The following is a 23,234-nucleotide window of genomic DNA, read 5'->3' on the forward strand; positions in this document are numbered from 1 at the left end:
CGTCGTGCAACACATTCAACAGCAAGCGCTGAGCGGCATTCGAGTACTTGATCTCGGCGAGATCATGCAGGCCCCCGTTGCGGCGCAGGTTCTCGGCGACCTTGGCGCCGAAGTGATCAAGGTCGAGCGAGGTGTCAATGGAGACATGCTGCGAGGCCTGGATCGCGATTCACTCGAGGCAGGTCGCCCCGGCGCCTACTTCGCCGCGGTCAACCGTAACAAGCGCAGCATCGCTCTCAATCTGAAATCTGCTGAGGGGAAAGATATTCTGCATCGGCTGCTCGCGGAGACGGATGTTCTCATCCACAGCTACCGGACCGCGGCGGTCGAACGGCTAGGGTTGACATACGACGACCTGCAGGAGCGTTACCCCAGGCTTGTCTACGGTACCGCGACCGGCTTCGGGGAAACCGGACCGTATGCCCACAAGGCCGGCCAGGACATGCTCGCGCAGGCGCTCAGCGGGATGGCGAGGTCGTGCGGCGACCCGTCGATCTCGGCGTACGTGCATCCGGTGCCGACGGTCGATTATGCATCGGGTATGGCTCTGGCGCAGGGGATTTTGGCCGCACTGTTCGAACGCGAGCGTTCCGGCCGTGGCCAGAAGGTCAGCGTCAACCTCTTCGATACGGCACTGTCGCTGCAGACCCTCGAAAGTGCCTCGCTGCTCATGGACCGGCGTGAGACCAACTGGGTGACGGATTGGTACAGCGGCATCTTCGAGACGACGGACGGTCTGCTGCTGGTGCTCGGCCTGTTCCGCGACAACCCCCTGCAGCTGGCGTGCAAAGCACTCGGCATCGACGATCTGTCCGTCCAGCCGTCCTTCGCGTCGCCGCAGCTCCAGGCCGAGAACAAGGAGGCCGCCAACACGGTCCTGCGTCCACTGATCGCGCGGCTGAGCACCACCGGGGCGGCGGAACTGTTCGACGGGGTCGACCTGCTGTGCGCACCGCTGCTCACCCTGCAGGAGGCGCTCGATCATCCCCAGACGCGCCACAACGGCACGCTCGTCGACGTCGAGGTCGAGGGTGTGCGGACGACCCGCCTGATCGGCAGTCCCGTCACTTTGTCCCGTACGCCCGCACAGGTACGCCGAGGGGTGCCCGCGGTGGGTGAACATTCCGACGAAATCCTTCACGAGCTCGGGGTATCCGAGTCACGTGTCCAGACATTGCGCAGCAAGGAAGTGATCCGATGAGGAATGCGACGCAGACGGACCCGGCGAGCCGGACCACCGGCACGGCCACAGCGATGGTGCTCGAAGGGTTCGGGCAGGCCATGGCGCCGAGGACGTTCCCACGCGTGGATCCCGACGCCGGCGCGGTCGTCGTCGACGTGACGCACGCGGGGATCTGTGGAACGGACATCCACCTGCAGCAGGGTCGCCTGCCCATTCCAGTGCCGGTCATCCTGGGGCACGAGGCGGTCGGTCGAGTGCACGCCCTCGGCGAGGGTGTCACGACGGACGCGCGTGGCGAGGAGCTTCGCGTGGGGGATGCGGTGTCGTGGGCATCCAACATCCCGTGCGGGCACTGCTACTACTGCGAGGATCAGCAGGAACCGTCACTGTGCGAGACCCGCAAGGTGTACGGCATCAATCAGTCTTCGGCTGACTGGCCCCACCTGTCGGGTGGGTGGTCCGAGCAGATCTACCTCCAGCCCGGCTCGACGATCGTCCGCATCCCGTCCTCGGTGACACCGCAGCAGGTGATCGCTCTCGGCTGTGCCGGACCGACTGCCGTCCACGCGGTGAACGGTATCGCCAAGCCTGACGCAGGCGATGTCGTCGTGGTACAGGGCAGCGGACCGGTCGGTCTGTCGTGCGCCATGTACGCCACACTCGCCGGGGCGGCGAAGGTGATCATCGTCGGCGGACCGGCCAACCGTCTGGAGGTCGCGCGGACGGCCGGCATCGGCGACATCCACATCGACATCTTCGCTGAGACGGATCGAGCGGCCCGCCTGGATCGAATTCTCGCGGAAACGACGGGCGGGCGCGGTGCCGACGTCGTCATCGAGGCCGCCGGTGTACCGACGGCGGTGTCCGAGGGAATCGACATCGCCCGGCGCGGCGGCAAGTACCTCGTCGTCGGCCAGTACACGGACCACGGCACCACTCCGATCAACCCCCACTACATCACGAAGAAGCAGCTGCAGGTGCTGGGAAGCTGGGCGTTCTCCCCGCACAACCACCTCGAATACGTCGAATCGCTACCCCGGCTCGCAGCACGGTTCGACCTCGCCTCGATGGTCACCGAGTACCCGCTCGGGAAGGCGGAAGAGGCCATGGGTGACATGCGGGACGGGCGCTCGCTCAAGTCGGTTCTGGTGACCGGAGGTCAGTCGTGACCGGCTCCCGGTACACCGCCGCCATCGACTCGATGCTCGAGCGTATCGAGTCGACCGCCAAGCAGACCAGCGGCAAGTTCCCGCACTACGGTGACCCTGAATCCGGCGAATGGACCACCACTGCCGACGGAAACTGGACGGGCGGATTCTGGGGCGGACTGGCCGCACTCGGCTTCGTGGCGTCCGGTGAGGACCGCCTGTCGCGACTCGCCGACGAGATCACCGAGCAGGTCCTGCCCCGGGAGAGCTCCGATACCGCCTTCCGCGGCTTCCTCTTCTGGTACGGCGCGGCGGTCAACCACCTCGTCACCGGAAGCGCGAGCGCATCCGAGATCGCGCTGGCGGGTGCCCGCGGGCTGCTCGCCAGCTTCAACGATCGAGCGGGCGTGATCCCGCTCGGCGCGGAAGCGGAGGAAGCGGAAGCGGTCGGCGAGGGCGCCGCGAACATCGACGCCGTCCCGGGCACCGTCGCCCTGCTGTCGTGGGCGTCGGCGCAGACCAGCGACCCGCGGTTCCTCGACGCCGCGATCCGCCACGCGGAGCGGCACATCGAGCTCTGCATCCGGGCGGATGGTTCGGTCTGTCAGTCGGCACTGTTCGACACGACCAACGGTGCACTCTTGCGCCGCTACACCCACAAGGGCATGAACGACGACAGCACCTGGGGTCGGGCGCAGGCGTGGGCGATGGTGGCGTACGCCCAGGCCGCGCAGTGGGCGTCGCCGTCTTTCCTGCCGACCGCCGTCCGGCTGGCCGACTGGTGGCTGGACCGCACGCCGACTGCCGGAATCGTGTCATGGGACTTCGACGCCGGCACCGGACCGCACGTCCCGATCGACACGTCCGCCACTGCCATCGCCGCTGCCGCGCTGCTCAAGCTCGCCCGACTGGTTCCCGACCGGACCGACTTCCGGGACAGGGCCGTCGCCCACGTGGATGCGCTCCTCGACCACCTCACCCCGACCGGACCGCACGACAGCAGACCGGCAGGGATCCTCATGGACGGTTGCTTCGACAAACGCCGGGACTTCGCTACCCGGAACGAGCTGATCTGGGGCGACTACTTCCTGCTCGAGTGCCTGATCAGCCTGGACGGCCGGTCCGATACTCTGACACTGTGACCCAGCCGACATGAACGGGTTGCCCAACGCCGGGGGGAAGAAAGATCGAGGAAAGCCGGTGTCGGAAAGTACGCATACCGCAGCTCACGAGTTCAAGCACTCGGACGTCAGGACGTCCATCCTCGACGACCTCGCGCTCTCGCGTGCCGAACTGCTCGTCCTGACCGACGAAGCATCGGCCATGACCACGGCAGGTCAGCGTATCCGGGAGATCGGCGACTTCGACATGTCGCTCGTCGGGCGCATCGAGGTCGACGGCGCGATGGTTCACCGCAGTTGGCAGGGGACGAAGAGCAACGCCCTGCACCGACTGGTGGTGCCGGAGGGGGTCGGTCTCGGCGGAAAGAGCATCATGCTGCAGAAACCTGTCTGGGTCCGGGACTACCTGTCCGACGCCGGAATCACTCACGACTTCGACGCGCTCGTGGCGCAGGAGTCACTGCGAGGAATGCTCGCAGTGCCCATGGTGTACGAAGGTCGTGTCCTCGGTGCCGTGTACGTCGGCACCCGCGAATATTCGTCATTCGGTGATCGAGTCATCGCGGAGATCCAATCGACCGCCGCGACTGCCGCCGTCACTCTCGTCAGCGCACAGAGGGCCGCAGCCCAGACGGAGCTCGCGATCGAGGCCGAACGGAATCGGCTTGCCGAATCCCTGCACGATTCCGTGAGCCCGGTCCTCTTCCGGATCGGTGCCGAACTGCAGAGTCTGCGTGCACTGGGCGACGCTCAGGCGATCCACGATCGGCTGCAGGAGATCACTGATCAGGTACACGCCGTCAATGCGTCGATTCGCAGGTCGCTGACCGACCTCAGCGCGCGACCCCCCGAGCGGGAACTCCCTGTCGGCATCGAGGAGGACTGCCAGTCGTTCGCGCTTCGAACCGGTATCCCGGCCCGTTTCGTACCGCTGACCGAATCTCCGGATCTCGACGTGAGCCGCGTCGAGGCCCTCCAGCGACTGGTCCGGGAGGCGCTCGTCAACGTCGAAAAGCACGCCGACGCATCCACCGTGGTGGTCAGCCTGTCGGTTCGGTCGAGCAGAGTGACGGTCGTCATCAGCGACGACGGCCGGGGCGTGGACGGGGCCGACGACCCGGTGCGAGGAAGCCAATTGGGGCTCGGGCTGGCCGCAGGACGGCTCGAGCGGCTCGGTGGCGGCATGTCCGTAGTCAGCGACGACGAAAACGGCACCACCGTGCGCGGCTGGGTAGACGCAATCGACGGGTCGGGTGCATGACCGAGCCGTCGAAGACGATCCGCATCCTCGTCGTCGACGATCATCCGATCGTGCGCGGGGGGGTGGAACTTCTCGCGCGGGAGGACGTGAACCTCGAAGTCGTAGGAGGTGCACTGACCGGCGCCGCGGCGGTCGAGCTGGCCCGCACCCTCTCCGTCGACGTCATCCTTCTCGATCTTCGACTTCCCGATATCCCTGCACCCGAACTCATTCCGCGACTACGGCGGGTCGCGCCGCACGCGCGGATACTGCTGTTCACCGCATTCGCCGATCACGGCGCCATCGACCTGTTGATGGAGGCGGGCGCGGACGGATGCCTCGTCAAGGACATCAGCGGGCAGGACTTCGCCACGGCCATTCACCGCGTGTCCGGCGGCATCCGGGTTGTCGACCCGAGACTGGCCGGATCGCGAAGAGTCGTGACATCCGAAGCTCTGTACCGGGCCGGCCTGACCCGGCGCGAGTACGAGGTGCTGCGTTTCGCGGCAATGGGTAACAGCAACCCCGAAATCGCTCAGGAACTGTCCCTTGCGCGGAACACCGTAAAAACCTATTTGCAGAGCGCCATGCAGAAACTGAACGCGCGCAATCGCGTCGAAGCCATTGCGCGTGCCCACGAACTTCGCTTGCTCTGAACGCAATTCGTTCACCAGGCAACACATCCCCACCTCTCCACCTGGAGATGTTGTGTGTCCTGGATCACCCATACATTCGAGCCACAGGAATCATTCCGCAATCGTGGCAACGGAGGCCATACATGTTCACAATGTCCCAAACCTCGAAAGTCGGATTTGCCAGCGGTGTCGGTACGACAGTCGAATGGTACGACTTCTTCATCTACGGCACCGCGGCCGGACTCGTGTTCAACAAGATCTTCTTCCCCGAATTCGACTCCCTGATCGGCACTTTGCTCGCCTTCGCCACGTTCTCCGCCGCCTTCGTTGCGCGTCCGATCGGCGGAGTGGTGTTCGGCCACTTCGGTGATCGGATCGGACGGAAGTCGATGCTCGTCATCACCCTGACCATCATGGGCTTCACCACCCTCGGAGTCGGGCTGCTCCCGAGCTACCAGTCCATCGGCGTCGCCGCGCCGATCATTCTCGTGACCCTGCGCTTCGTGCAGGGCCTCGCGCTCGGTGGCGAGATCGGAGGGGCGATTCTCATGGCCGTCGAACACGCGCCTGCCGGCAAACGCGGCTACTACGGCAGCTGGGTGCAGATGGGGGTGCCGGCGGGATTGATGTTGGGCAACACGGTTTTCCTGTTCATGGCCGGGCTTTCTCCCGAAGCGTTCGAATCCTGGGGTTGGCGAATTCCCTTCCTGATCGGGGGTGCGTTCGTCGCGATCGGCCTCTTCGTCCGACTGCACGTCGGCGAAAGCCCGAACTTCGATCGCGTCAAGAAGGACGCAAAGTTGGAGAAGCTGCCCATCGGGGTGGTCCTTCGCCACTACCCCAAGCAGGTCCTCCTCACCTGCGGTGCTTACTTCGCCATCGGGGTCACCTTCTACGGCACCACGGTATTCGGTCTCAGCTACGGCGTCGCGCAGGTCGGCTACACGCGCAACCAGATGCTGACACTCGTCCTCGTCGCCATGGCGGTCACGTTCTTCGCGCTGCCGTTCTTCGGCAAACTGTCGGACTCCTACGGCAGGAAGCCGGTGTTCCTGGCAGGAGTCGTCGCAATGCTGCTGTTCACCTTTCCGTGGTTCTGGCTGGTGAACAGCGGGTCCTTCCTGCTGGCGATGGTCGGGTTCGTGGCGTTCTGTCTCGCCTTCTCGACCTCCTACGGCCCGCTCGCAGCCTTCTTCGCCGAAGCCTTCGACACCCGCATCCGGTACACCGGAATTTCCTTCGGGTACACGATCGGCACCCTTGCCTCGAGCGCTCCCGCGCCGATCGTCGCCACGTACCTGCTGGATCGCACCGGCTCCTACGTCGCCGTCGCGCTGTTCATGGTCGCAATGTGCGCCATCTCCGTCGTCTGTGTGATCGCCATGCGGGAAACCTACCGGCAAGATCTGTCCGACAACGACGAAGCCGCGGGCCACGAGCGATTGTCACCGACTTCCACGTAGGCGGCTTCGCCGCCCGTGCGCCCCTTTTGGTGACTTCTCCGTGGGTCGGGTCGGGTAGCTGTGGTCGCCCCCGAGGCTGAGTGTCGCGAGCGCGATAACCGGTCTCGGGGGCGTGGGGCCCGCAGTGTCAGCACACCCACGAACCGTACTGGTCTTCGACCTCGGCGGCGGCACCTTCGATGTGAGCCTGCTCGACGTCGGCGAGGGAGTGGTCGAGGTTCGTTCCACGGCCGGCGACTCCCACCTCGGCGGCGACGACTTCGACCGACGCCTGGTGGACTACCTCGCCGACGAATTCCAGCGTGCGGAGAATATCGATCTGCGCAAGGATGCGCAGGCATTGCAGCGCCTCTTCGAGGCCGCGGAGAAAGCCAAGGTCGAGTTGTCCTCGGTGACACAGGCCCAGGTCAACTTGCCCTTCGTCACCGCTGACGCGAACGGTCCCAAGCACCTCACCACCACGATCATGCGATCGAAGTTCGAGGATCTGACGGCGGATCTGGTGGAACGCTGCCTCGACCCCGTGAAGCAGGCGATGAGTGACGCCAAAGTGATCCTGGTCGGTGGTTCGACGCCCCGTGTTTAGACGCCGCACTCGTAAGGAATCAACACGCACGTGTCTCAAGTAGGTTGACAATTACCGTCGGTACCCACGATTGGCCTATACCGTCGCTGCGCGTGCAACCTCGTGTCGCCAGACTGCGCCGGTGTTGAAGTTGGCGCCCAGGTCGGGAAGATCCTCCCAATCGGCGTCGTCGATGTCGACGAGCGTGCCACCCGCGCTCACGACAGCCAAGGACATGCGCGCCAGCTCTTCCAGGCTGGCGGCCTGCAGAACCGACTGTTGCACCGATGACGCGACGGAGGTGATGCCATGTCCGCGGCAGATGACGACGGGCCGATCGCCCATCGCCGTCACCATTTCCTTGCCGAGTTGGGTGCTATGAATCAACACTGCGCGGCGGTACACCGGCACCCCACCCCGCGCGAGAACTGCACCGGGGATGTCGTAGGCCCCGTAGATCGGCCGCAGCGAGATACCCGCTAGGTCGGCTGCAACAATCGACGGGGGGTGCAGGTGCGCTACAGCTCGGATGTCAGGCGAGGCCCGCATCGACTCGACGTGAACGGGCAACTCCTTAGGTACCAGATAGCCGTTGTTGAGTTCACCTGGAGCGCCGGCTGTTCCGTCGAATCGTACGAGTCGGATGTCGGACGGGCGTGTATAGGCCACGCCGGTGTCGTCTGCACTGCGACACCTGATGAGCAGAAGGTCATGGGAGACTCTGAAGCTGATGTGGCCCAGGATGCCCTCCATCAAACCCCGGGCAGCGGCAACCCTGCACGCCTCGGCTACGACGACCCGTGCACCCTCGATATCTCTCTCGTTCACGTGGTTTCCTTGACCGTGGTGCGGGCTGACACCGTCATTGCCTCGAGACGTTCCGCAAACTCGACATATTCGATCCCGAGTGCGATCGCTTTGCGGGCGGTGACAAGCGCTTTCGGCCAATTGACGACGACGACCCCGGTCAGTCTGCCCTTCTCGTCGGGGTAGCAGACCGCGAACTTAGCTTTGTTCGTCACCTCGCCGATGACAGTGTGCGTCGACGAGCCCGCCAGTCCGACCGTCTGTATCTTCCAGTCGTACTGATCACTCCAGACGTATTCGACCGGTTCGTGGCGCATCTTCTCGTCCGGGCGAGCGATGTTCCGCGCGACCACGACAGCTTGCTCTACCGCGTTCGTCCAGTGCTCGAACCGGGTCGAACCGCCGCGTCGGGTGTTGTCGAACCGGCACACGTCGCCGACTGCGTAGATGTTGTCGTGACCGATTGCACGGCAGTACACGTCACACACCACACCATTGCTCACCTCGAGACCGGAGGACTCGAGCCAGTCGTCGTTCGGTATCGCCCCGATACCGACGACCACCGTGTCGGCGGCGAGCGTCGACCCGTCGGACAAGCCGATCGCGAAGGACCCGTGCTCACCGTGCACGGACTCGACACCGACCCCGAATCTGGTGTCGACGCCGCGACGCCGATGGAGGTCGATGAACAGCTCGCCGATCTCCGCACCCATCACGCGTGCCATGGGCACGGGTTCTGGATCCACCAGCGTCACGCGCATCCCGAGTTGGACCGCGGTTGCCGCGGTCTCCGCGCCGATGAAGCCGCCGCCGATAATGACGAGGTGGTCGGTGGTGCCGAAATGGCGTCGTAGTGCGCGGGCGTCCGCGGCTGTTCGTATCACGTGCAGGCCGTTCGGCGTTCCCCACGGTGACGGCCGGGCGCGAGCGCCGGTGGCGAGCACCAGGTTGTCGAACGCGACCCTCGTACCGTCTGCGAGTTCGACATCCCGGTTTGCCGTGCTCAGCCGTATGGCTGGTTGGCCCAACCGAAGCTCGAGATCGAGTTCCCGAGCCTGTTCGGTGGTCAACAACGTAATCTCGGCCATCGTAGAGTCACCTGCCAGGATCGACTTCGACAGCGGCGGCTTGTCATAGGGCAGTTCACCTTCGGCACCGATGAGAACGATGGCGCCCGGATACCCTTCCGACCGCAGTGCCTGCGCAGTTCGGACACCACCGATCGATGCACCGACGATGACCGTGGTCGATTCCGGCATCAGTCTTCGATCCAGAGCGCGGAGACCGGGCAGGACCGGGCAGCACTGTCGACGCGTCCCCGTTCCGATTCGGGGACCTCCACACTCAACAGTTCGACGACACCGTCGTCGTCGATGTCGAAGTAGTCGTCGGCAGCGACGACGCAATTGGCATATCCCTGACATGCACCAAGATTCGCTTTGACGACAGCCATCGCGGTTTCCTCTCTTTCCGAACTGGTCGAACTCGTATCAGCGGGTCGAAGTTTTGGGGGCTCCGATTCCGAAGCCGCCGTCGGGATGCGTCGCGCCTGCGGTGATTCCTCGGGATCTGTCGGAAGCGAAGAAGACGAAGCTCCACGCATGGTCCTCACCTGAGAGGGCCACGTTGAGCGGTGTCCGCGCCGCCAACTCGCGTGCACGATTCGGATTGTCGTCGAGTCGATCGGCGTCGCGTCCCAGGCTCACCAACCCGCGCAGGTCGGTGTTCAACGTGCCTCCCGGGGCGACTCCGTTGACGCGAATATCTGGGGCGAGCTCGTAGGCCAGGGTGGTGACCAGCCCGCGTACGGCAAATTTGGAAGACACGTAGAGCACTCCGCCTCGTCCGGGATAGAACGACGAGGCAGACTCCGCCAGCACGATCGACGATCCGCGGTGCTTGCGCAGCTCCGGTACGGCGGCCTTGACCGAGTGCATGTGGCTGAGCACGTTGGTTCGGAAGATCTCGTCGAACGCCACGTCGAGCGTGTCCGCGGGGATGTCCTCTATGCCCTGGTAGAAGTCGAAGATCCCGACACAGTTGACCAGTGTGTCGAGCCCTCCGAACTCGGCGACCGCAGCCGCGACGGCAGCGTCGTTGTCCGCCGCGCGTGTGGCGTCACCTTCGATGACCGGTACCTGGGGTAGGTGTTCGCGCAGCACCCGACACTTGTTCGGGTCACGCTCGAGTACCGCGACGCACGCGCCTTCGGCGAGGAACGCATCGACGACTGCTCGCCCGATCCCCGATCCCCCGCCAACGACAAGTGCCCGCTTGCCGTCGAGCCAGCCAGTCATTCGTTGTCTCCCTCTGCGATCAACGGAGCAAACATGTTTCCCACCATCTCGGCGAAGGTGGCCGGGTTCTGCCAGGTCAGCGCCTCGAGTTCCAGCGGGTCCACACAGACCCACTGTCCGGACTTCGGGGCGTGCACCAGCAGCCGTACGCCGTTGCGGGTCGCCACCTTGTGCACGCTGACCTCGGCGAATTCGTTGGCGATGGTCAGCGGATCACCGACGGCACCAGCCAAGAGCTGCGCGAACTCGTCTGTGGCACGGCGCGCGGCGCGTGCGTCCTGCTCCTCGCCTTCCCACTGCAAGCTCATAGGAACACCGCGAGATTCTGCATCCGCATCACGGACTCGTCGACAAAGATGGTGCGTCGTGCGAGCTTCCATTCGTCACCGACGCGCCTCAGCAGATCCTCGCGTCCACACGAGACGAGTGCCGACTCATTGACATCGCCTCTGCTGCGGAACAGCAATTCGGCGCTTTCGACGACGAGGTGGTCCTCGGCGTCGGTGAGGAAGGTCCGGATGTTGGTGATGTAGTGGCGCAGTCGTGACGGGGGATCCTCGGTCCACGCGTGCTCGGTGACGAACCGCGCGACCCGCCGGCTCAGCGAATACTTGTTCTCATCGAAATGTGCCATTCCTGGTGAGGTGTCGAATCCCGAGTTGAGCGCCGTGGTTACCCGAACCGGCATGAGGTAGTGGATATCGTCGGTGATGTTGTCGAGCCAGGTTTGGTATTCCTGTGCGTCGAGCAGATATGCCTCGTCGATCAAGAATTGGTGCGCGTCCAGGTGCCGTCGATCGTCGAACCGCAGCGGAGTTCCGGTGCGCGTGACGCGCGATGCATGGTCGCCCAGCACGGCTTGCTCCGAATAGGTCGAGCCTTCACCTACGCGGCTGTAACCGGTATTGCTAGCTCGCACCGACGTGGTCATGCCAGCACCGCCCCGTTGACAGTCGCGTCCTTGCTGTGGGTGCCGGCGGCGTGGTCGCAGCTGCCGTTCGTCGGAGTCATCGGCCTGATTCCGTCTGGATTGTCGGTTCCCACCGATGTCGGCCCCACCTCCAGTGCCGGCTTTTCGAGGTAGTCCGCCCACATTTCGAGAAGTTTGCGCTGATTGGCCTCGTTGTATCCGACCTGCGCCGTCCCGGGGCCGTGGAACTCGTCGGCGGTGAGCTCATCGGAGACGCGTGTCCCGTCCTCGAGCAGACCCATGCGACTGTTGAGTAGAAGGCGCCGCGCCATCGATCCTGCGGAGGTGTTCGTCAGCGATACCCAGTTCTCGACATCGTCCTGTTCGAACATGCCGGTGGACCCGAAGCACATCAGGTATGCCTTGTACGACTTCTTCTTGAATTCTTCCGGCGCGCTCCGGTCGACCGCGAAGAAGGACAACACCTCGGTCTCGTTCTCACTGATCGGTTGCCAGAGTCGAATGGAGATGAACGGCAGAACGTCGTCGCCGTCCTCGACCTTCGGCCAGTTGTGCACGAAGCTCAGGTTCGGAAACACCGATGCTGCCGAGATCATGAAGCCGTCTGCGCCGACTACTCGCTGCTGCTCGTCCGACCACACCTCCTTGGCCCGGTCGGTCATCTCCGCGGTGTATCCCACGTACTGCATGCGCTCGTCGAAGGTGCCGTCGGGCAACTTGTACGTCGTTCCCCCACCTGGTCCTGCCCAGTAGGTTGCTCCGTCCTTGCGCTTCTCCGCTTTGGGTTCGCGGAACAGGCCGATCTCGACGACCGAGGTGTGTGTCTGCGGCGTGTGGTACATGTCGCCCGCGAAATTCTCGGCTCCGATCTTCCAGTTCGCTTTGACCCTCCAACGCTGCGGGCCCCGCACCTCGAGCCCCGACTCGCTCTGCTTGGTGTAGTAGTCGAGGTAGAACTTGAAGTCGCCCAGATAGTCCGACAGCGATTCCGCGTTCGGATCCATATTGATGAAGATCATTCCGTTGTAGCTGTCGAGATTGGGTGCAGGGAGGAGTGTCTGGCCCTTCTTCTTGAAGCCCTCCTCGCCCCCGTACGCCTCCTCGTGGAACGGCAGTCCGATGATGCGGCCGTCGTTTCGGTACGACCAGCCGTGATAGGGGCAGCGAAAGTTCGACGCGTTTCCCATTTCCGCGCGACACACCTGCATCCCGCGGTGCAGACACATGTTGAACATCGCCCGAATCCCACCCTTGGAGTCGCGGGAGATGATGAACGAATCCTCGAGTACCCGGCGGACAACGTAGTCCCCCGCCTGCGGTACCTCGGATTCGTGCGCGACGAACAACCACGATCGACTGAAGACGGTCGCCTTCTCACGCTCGAAAATCCCTTTGTCGTTGTAGATGTGCGCCGGGATCATGCCGCGGCGAATGTCTTCCATCGCTTGTGTGTGGTGGGTCGTCCGGGGTTCCAAGGTTCATTCCTCTTCGATCGACGATGACGGTCTCTCTGCTATGCAGAAGTGTCTTCTGTTAGATAGATGTTGCTCTCTTCAGCCCGACGAGTCAACCCCTGTGCGTACGCGGATTCCACCCGCTGGCAGGTCGACCGCAACCACGACCTGACACGTATGCTCTCTGCTATGCAGAACCACGGTCCACGGCAACAGGCGCCGGAGGCGACACCACCGCAGTACCCGATCGAATCCGTCGACAACGCACTTCGTCTGCTGTTGCTGCTCGGTGAACAGCCCGAAATTCGGCTGACCGAGGCGAGCCAGTACCTCGGAGTTGCGTCGTCGACGGCTCACCGACTTCTGGCGATGCTCCAGTACCGGGGCTTCATTCGGCAGGATCCGGCCAGCAAGGCCTATCGTCCGGGCCCAGCGCTGACGGGGGTCGCGTTTGCGATTTTTGCCAGGCTCGACATTCCTCAGACGGCGGCACCGATCCTGCGCACCCTCAGCGAGGAACTGCGTGAAACTGTCCATATCGGGGCACTCGACGGTCGAACCGTGCGCTTCATCGCCGCCCTGGAGAGCCCATCGGCAGTCCGGGTTGCGTCCCGGTTGGGCAAGATCATGCCAGCGCATTGCACGTCCACTGGGAAGGCCATGCTGGCGGAACTTTCCCTCGACGAACTGCATCAGCTGTACCCGACCGAGGAACTGGAACAGGTGACTCCACAGTCCATCAGCACGCGGACCGAGCTCGAAGCCCAACTGGAAGAGGTCAGAAGGAACGGGTACGCGGTCAACCGGGAGGAGTCAGAGGAAGGTGTTGCCTCCGTGGCTGTCTCGGTCCCGACGAACGCCCCCGGCATGCGCCTGGCAATGAATGTTTCAGCGCCCAAGCACCGCCTGCGCCCGGCACAGGTACGCAGCATCGGCCGCGCCCTGACGGACGCGGCTGATCAGCTAGCGGCAGCGCTCGGGTGAGTGTCCGGTCCACCCGGCGAGGTACGTTCTCGCGGGTACTGTGACCGTCAACTCGACGACGGAACGCTCTCGAGGTAGGCGCTGGCCTCGTCGAGTCCGACGACGTCACCGTATTTGGCGTCGATATCGAAGAGGCTGGCAGTGTGCGGTAGTGTCGCCCGGTCTCCCACTGCGTCCTCGACCACTATGGTATGGAACCCGTACGAGCAGGCGTCTACCGCGGTGGCACGAACACATCCGCTCGTGGTGCAGCCCACGATGATCACGGTGTCGATCCGGCGGCTGATCAACCGAGCGGCCAGGTCGGTGCCGAAGAAGCACGATGCGTACTTCTTCACCAATGTCGTCTCACCTGGCTGTTGTTCGAGCCGCTCGTCGATCTCGACCCATTGACTGCCCTCGACCAGATACTTGTTCGAGGGGATCTTGCCGATCCAGGCGCCGGCCTCTTGGAGTTCCGCGTCGTAGGCCACTGTGGAGAAGATGATCGGCACCTGGGCCTTTCGCGCGAGCGCGAGGAGAATCTTCGTTGCGTCGATTTGGGTATCGAGGTCACCTGCGAGCGGCGAACGGCGATCGGTGAAGCCCGTGATCAAGTCGACCACCACCACTGCCGGCCGCACGCCGAAGCCGATGCGGCCGCCCAGACCTTTCTCCCGGAATTCGGTGCGCAACCGCTGGTATTCCTCTGCTGCGGCAGTCAGGGCGCTCATCAGTGTCCTCCGGAAATGGGTGTGGGCATGGGCCGGAGGGCCCACTGCCGATTCGGATAGTTGCGTGCGGCGATCAGTTGACCGCGTCGGTGATCTTCCGTTCGATGGCCCACAGGGCGATGTTGCCCACCAGCGCCATCGAGACCAGCAGCATGATCACTCCGTACATCGTCGGTAGATCCAACTTGCCGTACGCAAGCATCGCCATCTGCCCCAATCCTGCTCTGGTGGCGAAGAACTCGGCGATCAGTACATTGATGAAGGCAATGCTGAAGCCGATTCGGATACCGACCATGAGAGAGGGCGCCATCGCGGGCACCACGATCTTGCTCATTGTCTGAAGCGGACTTGCACCGGTGGCCCGGCCGAGTTTGAGCAGGATGGGGTTGATGGCGCGTACTCCCGCCGCCGTCGAGACGATGATGGGGAACACCGCGGCCAATGCGGCCATTGCCGACTGTGCTCCGAGTCCCAGGCCGAAGATCTGCAGCAGGATCGGAAAGAAGATTACCCGTGGTATGGCGAAGGCACCCGCGATGATCGGATCGAACACATCACCGAGAAACTTGCTTCGCCCGATGATGTATCCGGTCGGGAAGCCCACCGCTGTTGCGACGACGAATCCGAGTCCGACAGCACTCATCGTGGCGTTGAGATTCCTGTAGATGGAACCGTCTGCGAACAGTCCCCATACCGCCGACATCGACGCGCCCGGGGACGGCACAAGTTCGCTGGTCGCTGCAATAAGCGCCCAGACACCGATCAACCCGATGACGATGAGTATTCGCAGGAGGTTGTCGGCCCACCGCTGTGACAGGCGGAACCGCTGTTCCGTATTCTGTTTGCCTGCTTCGCCTTCGGTTTCGGCGCTGAGCGTGGTGGCGTTCACAACATGTCCCTTCGAATGGCTCGTTCAGCCAGGCCGAGTGCACTGTTCACTGCGATGCTGAAGACCACGACAATGGCGATGTAGGCCCACATGTCCGCGACGTAGAGTTCGCGGTACATAAAGCCCGCACGAAACCCCAGGCCTTTCGACGCCAAAATGAACTCCATCGCGATGGTGCCGATGACTGCGTAAATGAATCCGAGCTTGATCCCGGGAAAGATGAGCGGCGTGGCGGCCGGGAACAGCACCTTGAAGTATTGCTGCCGGCGCGAGGCATCGACCGATCGCGCCAGTTTGTGCAGCACCGGTTTGACGTCTCCGAGCGCCACCATCGTGGTCAGCGCTATTGGAATGAGGGCCATCGTGCTCGCGATGACGATGATTGGTCCCGCGTTGAGTCCGAGCACCGCGACCAGAATCGGGTAGAACAGCAATGTCGGCATCGCGTACCCGGTGACGATGAATGGTTCGAGGACTCGGCCGATGACCCGGACCCTCCAGAGCAATACGCCCAGGGGCACCCCGCCGAGCACGCCCAGTGCGAACGCCGCCAGTATGGTCACGCTCGTCCGTGTCAGATCGGTGACGAAGTGGGTGCTCGGGATGATTGCCGCGACGTGGGCGAGTATCTCGGACGGCGCGACCATCTGATTGCGGTCGATCCAGCCGGTTCGCGTTGCCGCCTCGAGCAACAACACCAGAGCAACCAGCATCGTCCAACGTACGACGCGTGCTCGATGTTTCGCTCGTCGGAATCCCGACCTTGGCGTTTCGTGGAGGGCCGCCTGCGGCGAGGTCACAGTCATGCGGCATCCGTCCCGTGCCCCAGTGTCTTAGCGGCCTCTTCCTTGATGATCGACCACAGGTGATCCTCGAGTTCCTTGAATCTGGCCATGGCGTGTGTGCCGCTCGGGCGTGGACGGGGGAGCCCGACGTCGATGACCTCTCGGACCACCGATGGACGTGCCGACATCACCCAGATCTGATCCGACAGATAGATCGCCTCTTGGATGTCGTGGGTAACGAAGAGTACCCGATTGTGGGTCTGCTCCCAGATCTTCAAGAGCTCGCGCCCGATGAACTGTCGCGTCTGCTGATCCAGAGCGCCGAACGGTTCGTCCATCAGCAGAATTCGAGGATCCGTGGCGAGTGCACGGGCGATCGCCACGCGTTGACGCATACCTCCGGAAAGCTGCCCGGGCCGGTGCTTCTCGAAACCCTTCAAGCCGACCAGTTCGATCATCGCACGCGCTTTTTCCAGGCGTTCGTCCTTGTCGACGTGCTTGATTTCCAACCCGAAAGCCACATTGTCGAGAACACTTCGCCAGTGCAGCGTCGAGTCTTCCTGAAACACCATGGCGGTGTCCTTACGGGGCCCTGTGACAATCTCCCCATCGATGGTCACCCGTCCATGCGAGGGAACAAGTAGGCCACAGGCCATGTCCAGCAAGGTGCTCTTTCCGCATCCACTCGGACCGATGACCGATACGAACTGGCCCTCCGCGATCGATGCCGTGACGTTACGCACGGCCTCGGTCCGCCCGGTGTCGGAATCGAAAGTCATACCGATACCGTCGAAAGAGACGTTCTTCGATTCGACTTGTGTAGTGGTCATGTTCTCTTCCCGCCTTATAGTTCGACTACAACTGAGTCAATATCGACCTTGCCGCCGAGTCGTCCGGCCTCGACGCCCGAGGCCACGACCGCTTCGAGTTGCGGGCGCGCGAAGTCGAGACTGAAGAAGCCTCGCGAATTCTCCAACGCCGTCAGGGCGATCTCGGGCTTGTACTTGATTGCGCGGCCATAGATTTCGGCCGCCCGCTCGAGATCCGTATCGATCATCTCGATACCGCGACCCACGGCACGCATCCACCCCGCCAAGACGTCCCGATTCTTTTCGATGAACGGGGTGGTGGCACATAGGCAGGTGTCCGACCAGTCCTGGACGTAGTCCCGGGATCGCCAGATCACCTTCGCGCCGGTTTCGGCGATGATGCGCTCGGACAGCGGGGACGCAGTCCACGCGACATCGACAACGCCCTGGGAGGCGACGGTCCACGAATCGCTCGCGGATCCGACGCTGAGCAGCTCGACGTCGACGCCGGGTGTGAAACCCGCCAATCGAAGCGTCTTCTCGGCGAAGTCGGTCGAGTTCGATCCCGGGCTGCTCACACCGATGGTGCGGCCCCGAACATCTTCGATCGTGTTGATCGGGGAGTCAGCGGGGGCGATGAAGTCCACAGATGCCGCGGTGTAGACGTTCCCGAACGCCTTGACATCGAGTCCGCGCTCCACGGCGATGAACACCGGAATCGTCGCCGAAGTGCCGAATCCGATCCCGGAGCCGATTCCACGCACGGTGTCCAGCCCGCCCGGGAACTGAACGTTCTCCAGCGCCAGCATCTCTTCTTCGTAGTAGCCCTCGGACGCTGCGATCAGAAACGGGGCCGAATGGATCAGGCTCGCCAACCCCGTGATGGCGACGTCACCTCGGTAGACGCCGTCCCTACCTCGGGACTGGGTAGCACACCCTGCGCCGGCTCCCACAGCAAGGAGACCCCCCAGAGCCGCCGTCACTCTCATGAAATCCCGCCGACTCAGCGAACTACTGCCCATATCGACCCGATTCCTTCTGTAGTCCCGTCACACCTTGTCCCGAAAGTGAATCACATCACGTGACTGTTGTACAGAATCTAACTCTGGTCTGCAGAGAGACGGTGTTGCGGGTGTCCCCAAATGCCGCACTGCACCGTGGGTGCGCAGAACCTCTCGCTTTCACGATGATTGAGCAAAGTCCACCCCTGCGACACAACCCCGTTCCCAGCCAGACCCAACGGGTCACGGCTCCACCCCGAGGTCTGGTGACGGAAAGGCTGACCGTGGTCTTCCTGATGGCGTCGGCCGACTCGGTGTACCTGATCGGCAAGTCCCGCGAACATCAGAAGCACGTGGGTCCTGGCGCTGCTCGGTCTCCCGGTACCTCATCGGCCACGACAGACAATCACTCCAGCACAACCGGAAGTCACCTCCCGCAGGGGATCCCCGCATGCGTCGACACAGACACGCTGGGAGCGTCGCACCCTTCTCCGTAACGCGGGGGTGTGAGTTGCAGTCTGGGTGGGATCTCACAGAAGCCGGCCGAGTCTTGCTGCGTATTTGTTCAGCACGGGCACGGCTGCCTCACGGATGTCGTGCAGGGTGGTTCTGGCTGTGGACGTACTGACACTCATTGCCGCCACGGTTTCGCCCCGGGCAGTACGGACCGGTACGGCTATCGACAGCATGCCGAGTTCGATTTCTTCGTCGGTGCAGGCCACACCGCTCTCCCTCGCCGTCAGGATTCGCTCGCTGATGGCATCGACATCGGTCAGCGTCTTGGGTGTGCGGGGCTGCGGGTGGCATTCTCGGAGGTAGTCGTCGAGTTGCGTATCGGGGAGTCCGGCCAGCAGTACTCGACCGGTCGCGGAGCTGTGGGCGGGCAGTTTGGCGCCGACCCGGACTCCGGTCGCGACGATCCGTGCGGCCTCGGCGCGGGCGACGAACAGGGACCACCCGTCTTCGAGAACCGCGAGCGACACCGACTCGCCCAGCGCATCGCGGGCCTCGGCCAACTGCGGCTGGGCAAGTTGCGGCAGTGGCGCGGTGTCCAGATAGGCGCCGCCGAGCCGAAGCATCCTGGGTGTCGGTCGGAAGTTTCCGTTGTCGTGGGTCAGGTAACCGAGCTCGACGAGAGTGAGCAGGCAGCGGCGCGCCGCGGCGCGGGAGGTGTTCGTCCGCTGAGCGGCGTCGGTGACGGTCAGTTGCGGGTGGCGGATGCCGAAGGCCTCGATGACCGCCAGGCCCTTCGCCAGTCCGGCCATTCCCTCGGGAGCGCGGGCAGCACCCTTGACACTTCCCTTATCGTCCGGCTTAATTGTTCGAGAATTGCTCATTTGTTCGTTATACGAACAGCCGCGGGGCTTGTCAAGTCCTGGCGAGCGAGTTCTCTGATGTCCCGACTGGTTGTCCAGACTGAGGAGAAATTATGGAAAGCAGCGTTGTCCACACGGCCCGCGAGACCACGGCGGATTGGACTGACGACCTCACCCGGGTGCCGTATCGGGTGTTCCAGGGCGAGGACATCTACGCAGCCGAGAAGACCAAGTTGTTCCATGGCCCGTATTGGAGCTACCTGTGCCTGGAGGCGGAGGTAGCCGGCCCGGGAGACTACTGCTCCACCTTCGTCGGCGAGACGCCGGTGATCGTGGCGCGTGATCGCGACGGTGAGCTCTACGGCTTCGAGAACCGGTGCGCCCATCGCGGCGCCCTGCTGGCGCTGGACGACCGCGGAAACACGAAGGACTTCACGTGCGTCTACCACGCGTGGAGCTACAACCTGCAGGGCGATCTGACCGGCGTTGCGTTCAAAGATGGGGTCAAGGGCAAAGGGGGAATGCCTGATTCGTTCTGTATGGAGGACCACGGACCGCGCAAGATGCGCATCGCCGTCCTCTACGGTCTGGTCTTCGGGAGTTTTTCCGATGACGTGCCCGACATCGAAGACTATCTCGGCGAAGAGATCACGAGTCGGATCGCCCGTGTCCTCGATGGACGCGCCCCCGAGATCATCGGACGCTTCACACAGATCCTTCCCAATAACTGGAAGCTGTACGTAGAGAACGTCAAGGACTCCTACCACGCCAGCATCCTGCACCTGTTCTTCACGACCTTCGAGCTCAACCGACTGTCGCAGCGCGGTGGGATCATCGTCGACGAGAGCGGCGGCCACCACGTCAGCTACTCGGCGATCGACCGAGACGCCGAGAAGGACGTCGCGTACTCGGATCAGAACATCCGGTCCGAAAGCGCCTACAAACTGGCCGATCCAACGTTGCTCGAGGGGTTCAGCGAAGTCGGTGACGATACGACGCTGCAGATCCTCTCCGTCTTCCCGGGCTTCGTGCTGCAGCAGATCCAGAACTCCGTGGCTGTGCGCCAGATCCTGCCGACCGGGGTCGAACGAACACGGCTGAACTGGACGTACCTCGGCTTCGAAGAAGACACTCCCGAGCAGCGGGAAGTACGACTCAAGCAGGCCAACCTCGTGGGCCCCGCAGGCTACATCTCGATGGAGGACGGCTGCGTCGGAGGCTTCGTGCAACGCGGAATCACAGGTGCGGCAAGCCAGTCCGCCGTGCTCGAAATGGGAGGCTGTCTAGCCGAATCCAGCGAAAGCCGTGTCACCGAAGCATCGGTCCGCGGCTTCTGGAAGGCATACCGGGCCGCGATGAACCGACAGGAAGAGGCATGAGCGTGAACGATTTCCAGCGAATCGGCCGCGTGCAGGCCGACTACTCCCGCTGCATCGACGAGGGGCCGCTCGAGCAGTGGCCGGACTTCTTCGTCGAAAACTGCATGTACCGGATCACCACCGCACAGAACTACAGCGAAGGCCTGCCCGCCGGACTGGTGTGGGCCAACACTCGCCGGATGCTGGTCGACCGCGTATCGGCGTTGCGTGAAGCCAACATCTACGAGCAACACACCTACCGTCACATCCTGGGCCAGCCCTCGGTCCTGGAAGAGAACGGTGACGGTATCCATGCCGAGACGAGCTTCCTGGTGGTACGGGTGATGCGTGACGGCCAATCCGACATCTTCGCCAGCGGGCGGTATGTCGACCGCTACGTCGACGTGGACGATCAGTTGAAGATTGCCGAACGAGTCGTGGTGTGCGACAGCACCAACATCGATACCCTGTTGGCGCTCCCGCTATGAGTGGGTCCCCTCCGCGGGTCTTGCTCACGATCGGCGATCCGAATGGAATCGGCCCCGAGCTCGCGGTGAAGGCCGTCATGGCAGCGCAGGAGCATCCCGCATTCAATCCGGTCCTGGTGGGCGATCGATGTGTCGTCGAGCCGCTCGCCCGCTGGGCAGGCATGACGGTCCGCGAGACAGCCGACGGCTTGGCCACGCCCATGACCGATGTCGTCGACCTGCTTCCGGTGCACTCGCTGCCCGCTGGGGCTTTCGCACCGGGCCGGGTGACAGCAGAGGCGGGGAAGGCGACGGTGGCGTATCTGGAACGGGCGGTGCGATGTCTGCAGGGCGGCGGAGCCTGCGGCATCGTCGCATGCCCGCACTCGGAAACCGCGGTCAACGCCGCCGGCATCTCCTTCGACGGATATCCGAGCTTGCTGGCCGAACTCGTCGGCGCGCGGCCCGATCAGGTGTTCTTGATGTTGATCGGTGCCGGTTTGCGCATCGTGCACGCAACGTTGCACGAATCGCTGCGGGATGCGCTTCGGCGCCTCACGCCCGAGCTGGTGCACGGGGCGGCACGTGCCGCGGTGGAGACGTTACAGGCGCAGGGCATCCCGTCCCCGCGCATCGGCGTCTTCGGCATCAATCCACACGCCGGCGAGGGCGGTTTGTTCGGTGACGAGGACCTGCGGGTGACAGCGCCAGCGGTGGAGCGGCTGCGCGCCGCAGGGATTGACGCCTCGGGTCCGGTCGGGGCCGACCTCATGCTGGCAGACTCAGGCTTCGACGCGTTCGTCGCCATGTACCACGATCAGGGCCATATTCCCGTCAAACTCCTCGCTGGGCGCAGCGCAGCCGCGATGACGATCGGCGCCGGAGTGCGGTTCTCCAGTGTCGGCCACGGCGCGGGGTTCGACATTGCCGGCACGGGCACAGCCGACCCGGATGCGGTAGTCGGGGCGCTGCGACTCGTCGGCGCCGCCGAAACCCACATGTCGGCACCCGGCACCTTTGGAGCTACCTCATGACCTACACAGTAACTGTCACCGGAACGGACATCAGCTTTCCGTGCGAGCCCGATGAGAGCGTGCTCGACGCGGCGGAACGTTCCGGATACGCGATCCCGTACTCGTGCCGCAAAGGCGTGTGCTCGAGTTGCGAAGGCGCACTCGATGCCGGCTGCCTCGATGTGCGCGGCTGGGGGATGTCGCAAGGCCCTCAGAGCGGAGTGCTGTTCTGCCAGGCCCGGCCGAGAACCGACACCTCGATCACGCCCAAGCGGATCACCAAGCAGGACAGGGTGATACGCAAGACCCTGACCGCAAAGGTCCATCGGATCACCCGTCCGTCGCCCGATGTCACGGTGGTGCAGCTGCGTCTCCCCACCGGGGTGCGTGCGAAGTTCGCTGCCGGGCAGTACCTGAAAGTCTTTCTCGACGACGGTGACAGCCGGAATTATTCGATGGCGAATCCGCCGCATGAGAACGACGGAGTGCAGCTTCACATTCGTCGGGTGCAGGGTGGACGCTTCTCCGATGAGGTGCTCGGCGGGCTCGAAAAGGGAACCAGACTGAGGATCGAGCTGCCCTACGGCGAGTTCTCACTGAACCCCGACTCGGACAGGCCGGTCATCTTCGTCGCTAGTGGCACCGGCTTCGCCCCGGTCAAATCGATCATCGAGGACCATCTCAAACGTGGTGGAGAACGATCCGTGCACCTCTACTGGGGCGCACGAGGACAGGGCGACATCTACCTACCCGAGTTGCCCGAGAAGTGGGCCTCGGATCCGGGTCGTGTCTCATTCACTCCCGTCCTGTCACATCCCGCGGGGGACTGGACCGGACGCACCGGGCTCGTTCATCGAGCGGTGCTCGAGGACTACGCGAACCTCAGCGACCACGAGGTTTATGCATGCGGAAGCCCCGCAATGACCTCGGCGGCACGCGAGGATTTTGTCCACGAGGCCGGTTTGGCGCCAGACAATTTCTATTGCGACGCCTTCGTACCGTCGGGCGAGCCCGTTGTCACCGCGTGATCCGCTACCACGACCACATCATCCGGG

The 23,234-nt window shown here is 63.5% G+C and carries 24 protein-coding genes and 1 pseudogene; 12 read left to right on the plus strand and 13 right to left on the minus strand.

From position 1 onward, the window contains the following. Positions 1-4 precede the first annotated feature (4 nt). From FND50_RS33050 to FND50_RS33080, 7 genes and pseudogenes are all read left to right on the plus strand, one after another. Positions 5-1,201, plus strand: a complete 1,197-nt coding sequence (locus tag FND50_RS33050) for a CaiB/BaiF CoA-transferase family protein (protein WP_144288555.1) — start codon at positions 5-7, stop codon at positions 1,199-1,201. After that, complete coding sequence (locus FND50_RS33055; protein ID WP_144288556.1) at positions 1,198-2,352, plus strand: zinc-binding dehydrogenase; 1,155 nt, start codon at positions 1,198-1,200, stop codon at positions 2,350-2,352. Before FND50_RS33050 ends, FND50_RS33055 begins: the two co-directional genes overlap by 4 nt. Next, a complete protein-coding gene (locus tag FND50_RS33060) occupies positions 2,349-3,473 on the plus strand; it encodes a glycoside hydrolase family 88 protein (RefSeq protein ID WP_144288557.1) in 1,125 nt (374 codons plus the stop codon). The genes FND50_RS33055 and FND50_RS33060 overlap by 4 nt, the downstream gene beginning before the upstream one ends. A gap of 58 nt (positions 3,474-3,531) precedes the next feature. After that, complete coding sequence (locus FND50_RS33065) at positions 3,532-4,713, plus strand: GAF domain-containing sensor histidine kinase (RefSeq protein WP_144288558.1); 1,182 nt, start codon at positions 3,532-3,534, stop codon at positions 4,711-4,713. Then, entirely contained in the window at positions 4,710-5,348 is a 639-nt protein-coding gene (locus FND50_RS33070; RefSeq protein WP_144288559.1) for a response regulator transcription factor, read from the plus strand. Before FND50_RS33065 ends, FND50_RS33070 begins: the two co-directional genes overlap by 4 nt. 131 nt (positions 5,349-5,479) lie before the next feature. After that, a complete protein-coding gene (locus FND50_RS33075; protein WP_144288560.1) occupies positions 5,480-6,790 on the plus strand; it encodes an MFS transporter in 1,311 nt (436 codons plus the stop codon). Between the two features lie 142 nt (positions 6,791-6,932). Then, a pseudogene (locus tag FND50_RS33080) lies at positions 6,933-7,364 on the plus strand (Hsp70 family protein); the annotation flags it as partial. An 87-nt stretch (positions 7,365-7,451) separates the two neighbouring features. On the opposite strand, the gene FND50_RS33085 reads toward FND50_RS33080, so the two are convergent. The 7 genes from FND50_RS33085 to FND50_RS33115 form a co-directional block, all read right to left on the minus strand. Next, positions 7,452-8,183 (minus strand): class II aldolase/adducin family protein, encoded by a 732-nt coding sequence (locus tag FND50_RS33085; protein ID WP_144288561.1) that lies wholly within the window; start codon positions 8,181-8,183, stop codon positions 7,452-7,454. Beyond that, positions 8,180-9,421 carry an NAD(P)/FAD-dependent oxidoreductase gene (locus tag FND50_RS33090; protein WP_144288562.1) on the minus strand — a complete coding sequence of 414 codons (1,242 nt, stop codon included), beginning with the start codon at positions 9,419-9,421 and terminating at the stop codon, positions 8,180-8,182. The genes FND50_RS33085 and FND50_RS33090 overlap by 4 nt, the downstream gene beginning before the upstream one ends. Further along, a complete protein-coding gene (locus FND50_RS33095) occupies positions 9,421-9,615 on the minus strand; it encodes a ferredoxin (protein WP_005256000.1) in 195 nt (64 codons plus the stop codon). The genes FND50_RS33090 and FND50_RS33095 overlap by 1 nt, the downstream gene beginning before the upstream one ends. A 37-nt stretch (positions 9,616-9,652) precedes the next feature. Then, the gene (gene hcaB, locus FND50_RS33100) at positions 9,653-10,459 is read right to left on the minus strand and encodes a 3-(cis-5,6-dihydroxycyclohexa-1,3-dien-1-yl)propanoate dehydrogenase (protein ID WP_144288563.1); all 807 of its coding nucleotides are present in this window, start codon (positions 10,457-10,459) and stop codon (positions 9,653-9,655) included. Beyond that, positions 10,456-10,767 (minus strand): hypothetical protein, encoded by a 312-nt coding sequence (locus FND50_RS33105; RefSeq protein WP_144288564.1) that lies wholly within the window; start codon positions 10,765-10,767, stop codon positions 10,456-10,458. Before FND50_RS33105 ends, hcaB begins: the two co-directional genes overlap by 4 nt. Beyond that, the gene (locus tag FND50_RS33110) at positions 10,764-11,315 is read right to left on the minus strand and encodes a 3-phenylpropionate/cinnamic acid dioxygenase subunit beta (RefSeq protein ID WP_007297301.1); all 552 of its coding nucleotides are present in this window, start codon (positions 11,313-11,315) and stop codon (positions 10,764-10,766) included. Before FND50_RS33110 ends, FND50_RS33105 begins: the two co-directional genes overlap by 4 nt. 71 nt (positions 11,316-11,386) lie before the next feature. Beyond that, positions 11,387-12,832 carry an aromatic ring-hydroxylating dioxygenase subunit alpha gene (locus FND50_RS33115; protein WP_144288565.1) on the minus strand — a complete coding sequence of 482 codons (1,446 nt, stop codon included), beginning with the start codon at positions 12,830-12,832 and terminating at the stop codon, positions 11,387-11,389. 201 nt (positions 12,833-13,033) lie between these two features. On the opposite strand from FND50_RS33115, the gene FND50_RS33120 reads away from it, so the two are divergent. Then, complete coding sequence (locus FND50_RS33120; RefSeq protein WP_016885003.1) at positions 13,034-13,828, plus strand: IclR family transcriptional regulator; 795 nt, start codon at positions 13,034-13,036, stop codon at positions 13,826-13,828. A gap of 47 nt (positions 13,829-13,875) precedes the next feature. On the opposite strand, the gene FND50_RS33125 is transcribed toward FND50_RS33120, so the two are convergent. From FND50_RS33125 to FND50_RS33150, 6 genes are all read right to left on the minus strand, one after another. Beyond that, positions 13,876-14,541: an N-carbamoylsarcosine amidohydrolase gene (locus FND50_RS33125; protein WP_144288566.1), complete on the minus strand. Its 666-nt coding sequence runs from the start codon at positions 14,539-14,541 to the stop codon at positions 13,876-13,878. A gap of 73 nt (positions 14,542-14,614) precedes the next feature. Continuing rightward, positions 14,615-15,430: an ABC transporter permease gene (locus tag FND50_RS33130; RefSeq protein WP_144288567.1), complete on the minus strand. Its 816-nt coding sequence runs from the start codon at positions 15,428-15,430 to the stop codon at positions 14,615-14,617. Then, positions 15,427-16,143, minus strand: coding sequence for an ABC transporter permease (locus FND50_RS33135; protein ID WP_210753181.1), 717 nt, complete (start codon positions 16,141-16,143; stop codon positions 15,427-15,429). Before FND50_RS33135 ends, FND50_RS33130 begins: the two co-directional genes overlap by 4 nt. 89 nt (positions 16,144-16,232) lie before the next feature. Then, positions 16,233-17,045, minus strand: coding sequence for an ABC transporter ATP-binding protein (locus FND50_RS33140; protein WP_016884999.1), 813 nt, complete (start codon positions 17,043-17,045; stop codon positions 16,233-16,235). Positions 17,046-17,059: 14 nt separating this feature from the next. Then, a complete protein-coding gene (locus FND50_RS33145) occupies positions 17,060-18,046 on the minus strand; it encodes an ABC transporter substrate-binding protein (protein ID WP_144288568.1) in 987 nt (328 codons plus the stop codon). 509 nt (positions 18,047-18,555) lie between these two features. Then, positions 18,556-19,362, minus strand: coding sequence for an IclR family transcriptional regulator (locus tag FND50_RS33150; protein WP_241769537.1), 807 nt, complete (start codon positions 19,360-19,362; stop codon positions 18,556-18,558). 170 nt (positions 19,363-19,532) lie between these two features. On the opposite strand from FND50_RS33150, the gene FND50_RS33155 reads away from it, so the two are divergent. The 4 genes from FND50_RS33155 to FND50_RS33170 are packed head-to-tail and all read left to right on the plus strand — an operon-like array spanning position 19,533 to position 23,207. After that, entirely contained in the window at positions 19,533-20,720 is a 1,188-nt protein-coding gene (locus FND50_RS33155) for an aromatic ring-hydroxylating dioxygenase subunit alpha (protein WP_260850795.1), read from the plus strand. Next, positions 20,717-21,187, plus strand: coding sequence for an aromatic-ring-hydroxylating dioxygenase subunit beta (locus tag FND50_RS33160; RefSeq protein ID WP_005256013.1), 471 nt, complete (start codon positions 20,717-20,719; stop codon positions 21,185-21,187). The genes FND50_RS33155 and FND50_RS33160 overlap by 4 nt, the downstream gene beginning before the upstream one ends. Beyond that, a complete protein-coding gene (locus tag FND50_RS33165; RefSeq protein WP_144288570.1) occupies positions 21,184-22,200 on the plus strand; it encodes a PdxA family protein in 1,017 nt (338 codons plus the stop codon). The genes FND50_RS33160 and FND50_RS33165 overlap by 4 nt, the downstream gene beginning before the upstream one ends. Beyond that, positions 22,197-23,207 carry a 2Fe-2S iron-sulfur cluster-binding protein gene (locus FND50_RS33170; RefSeq protein WP_144288571.1) on the plus strand — a complete coding sequence of 337 codons (1,011 nt, stop codon included), beginning with the start codon at positions 22,197-22,199 and terminating at the stop codon, positions 23,205-23,207. Before FND50_RS33165 ends, FND50_RS33170 begins: the two co-directional genes overlap by 4 nt. Positions 23,208-23,234: the final 27 nt, after the last annotated feature.

This window comes from Rhodococcus sp. WB9, from assembly GCF_007558985.1.
Lineage (GTDB): Bacteria > Actinomycetota > Actinomycetes > Mycobacteriales > Mycobacteriaceae > Rhodococcus_F > Rhodococcus_F opacus.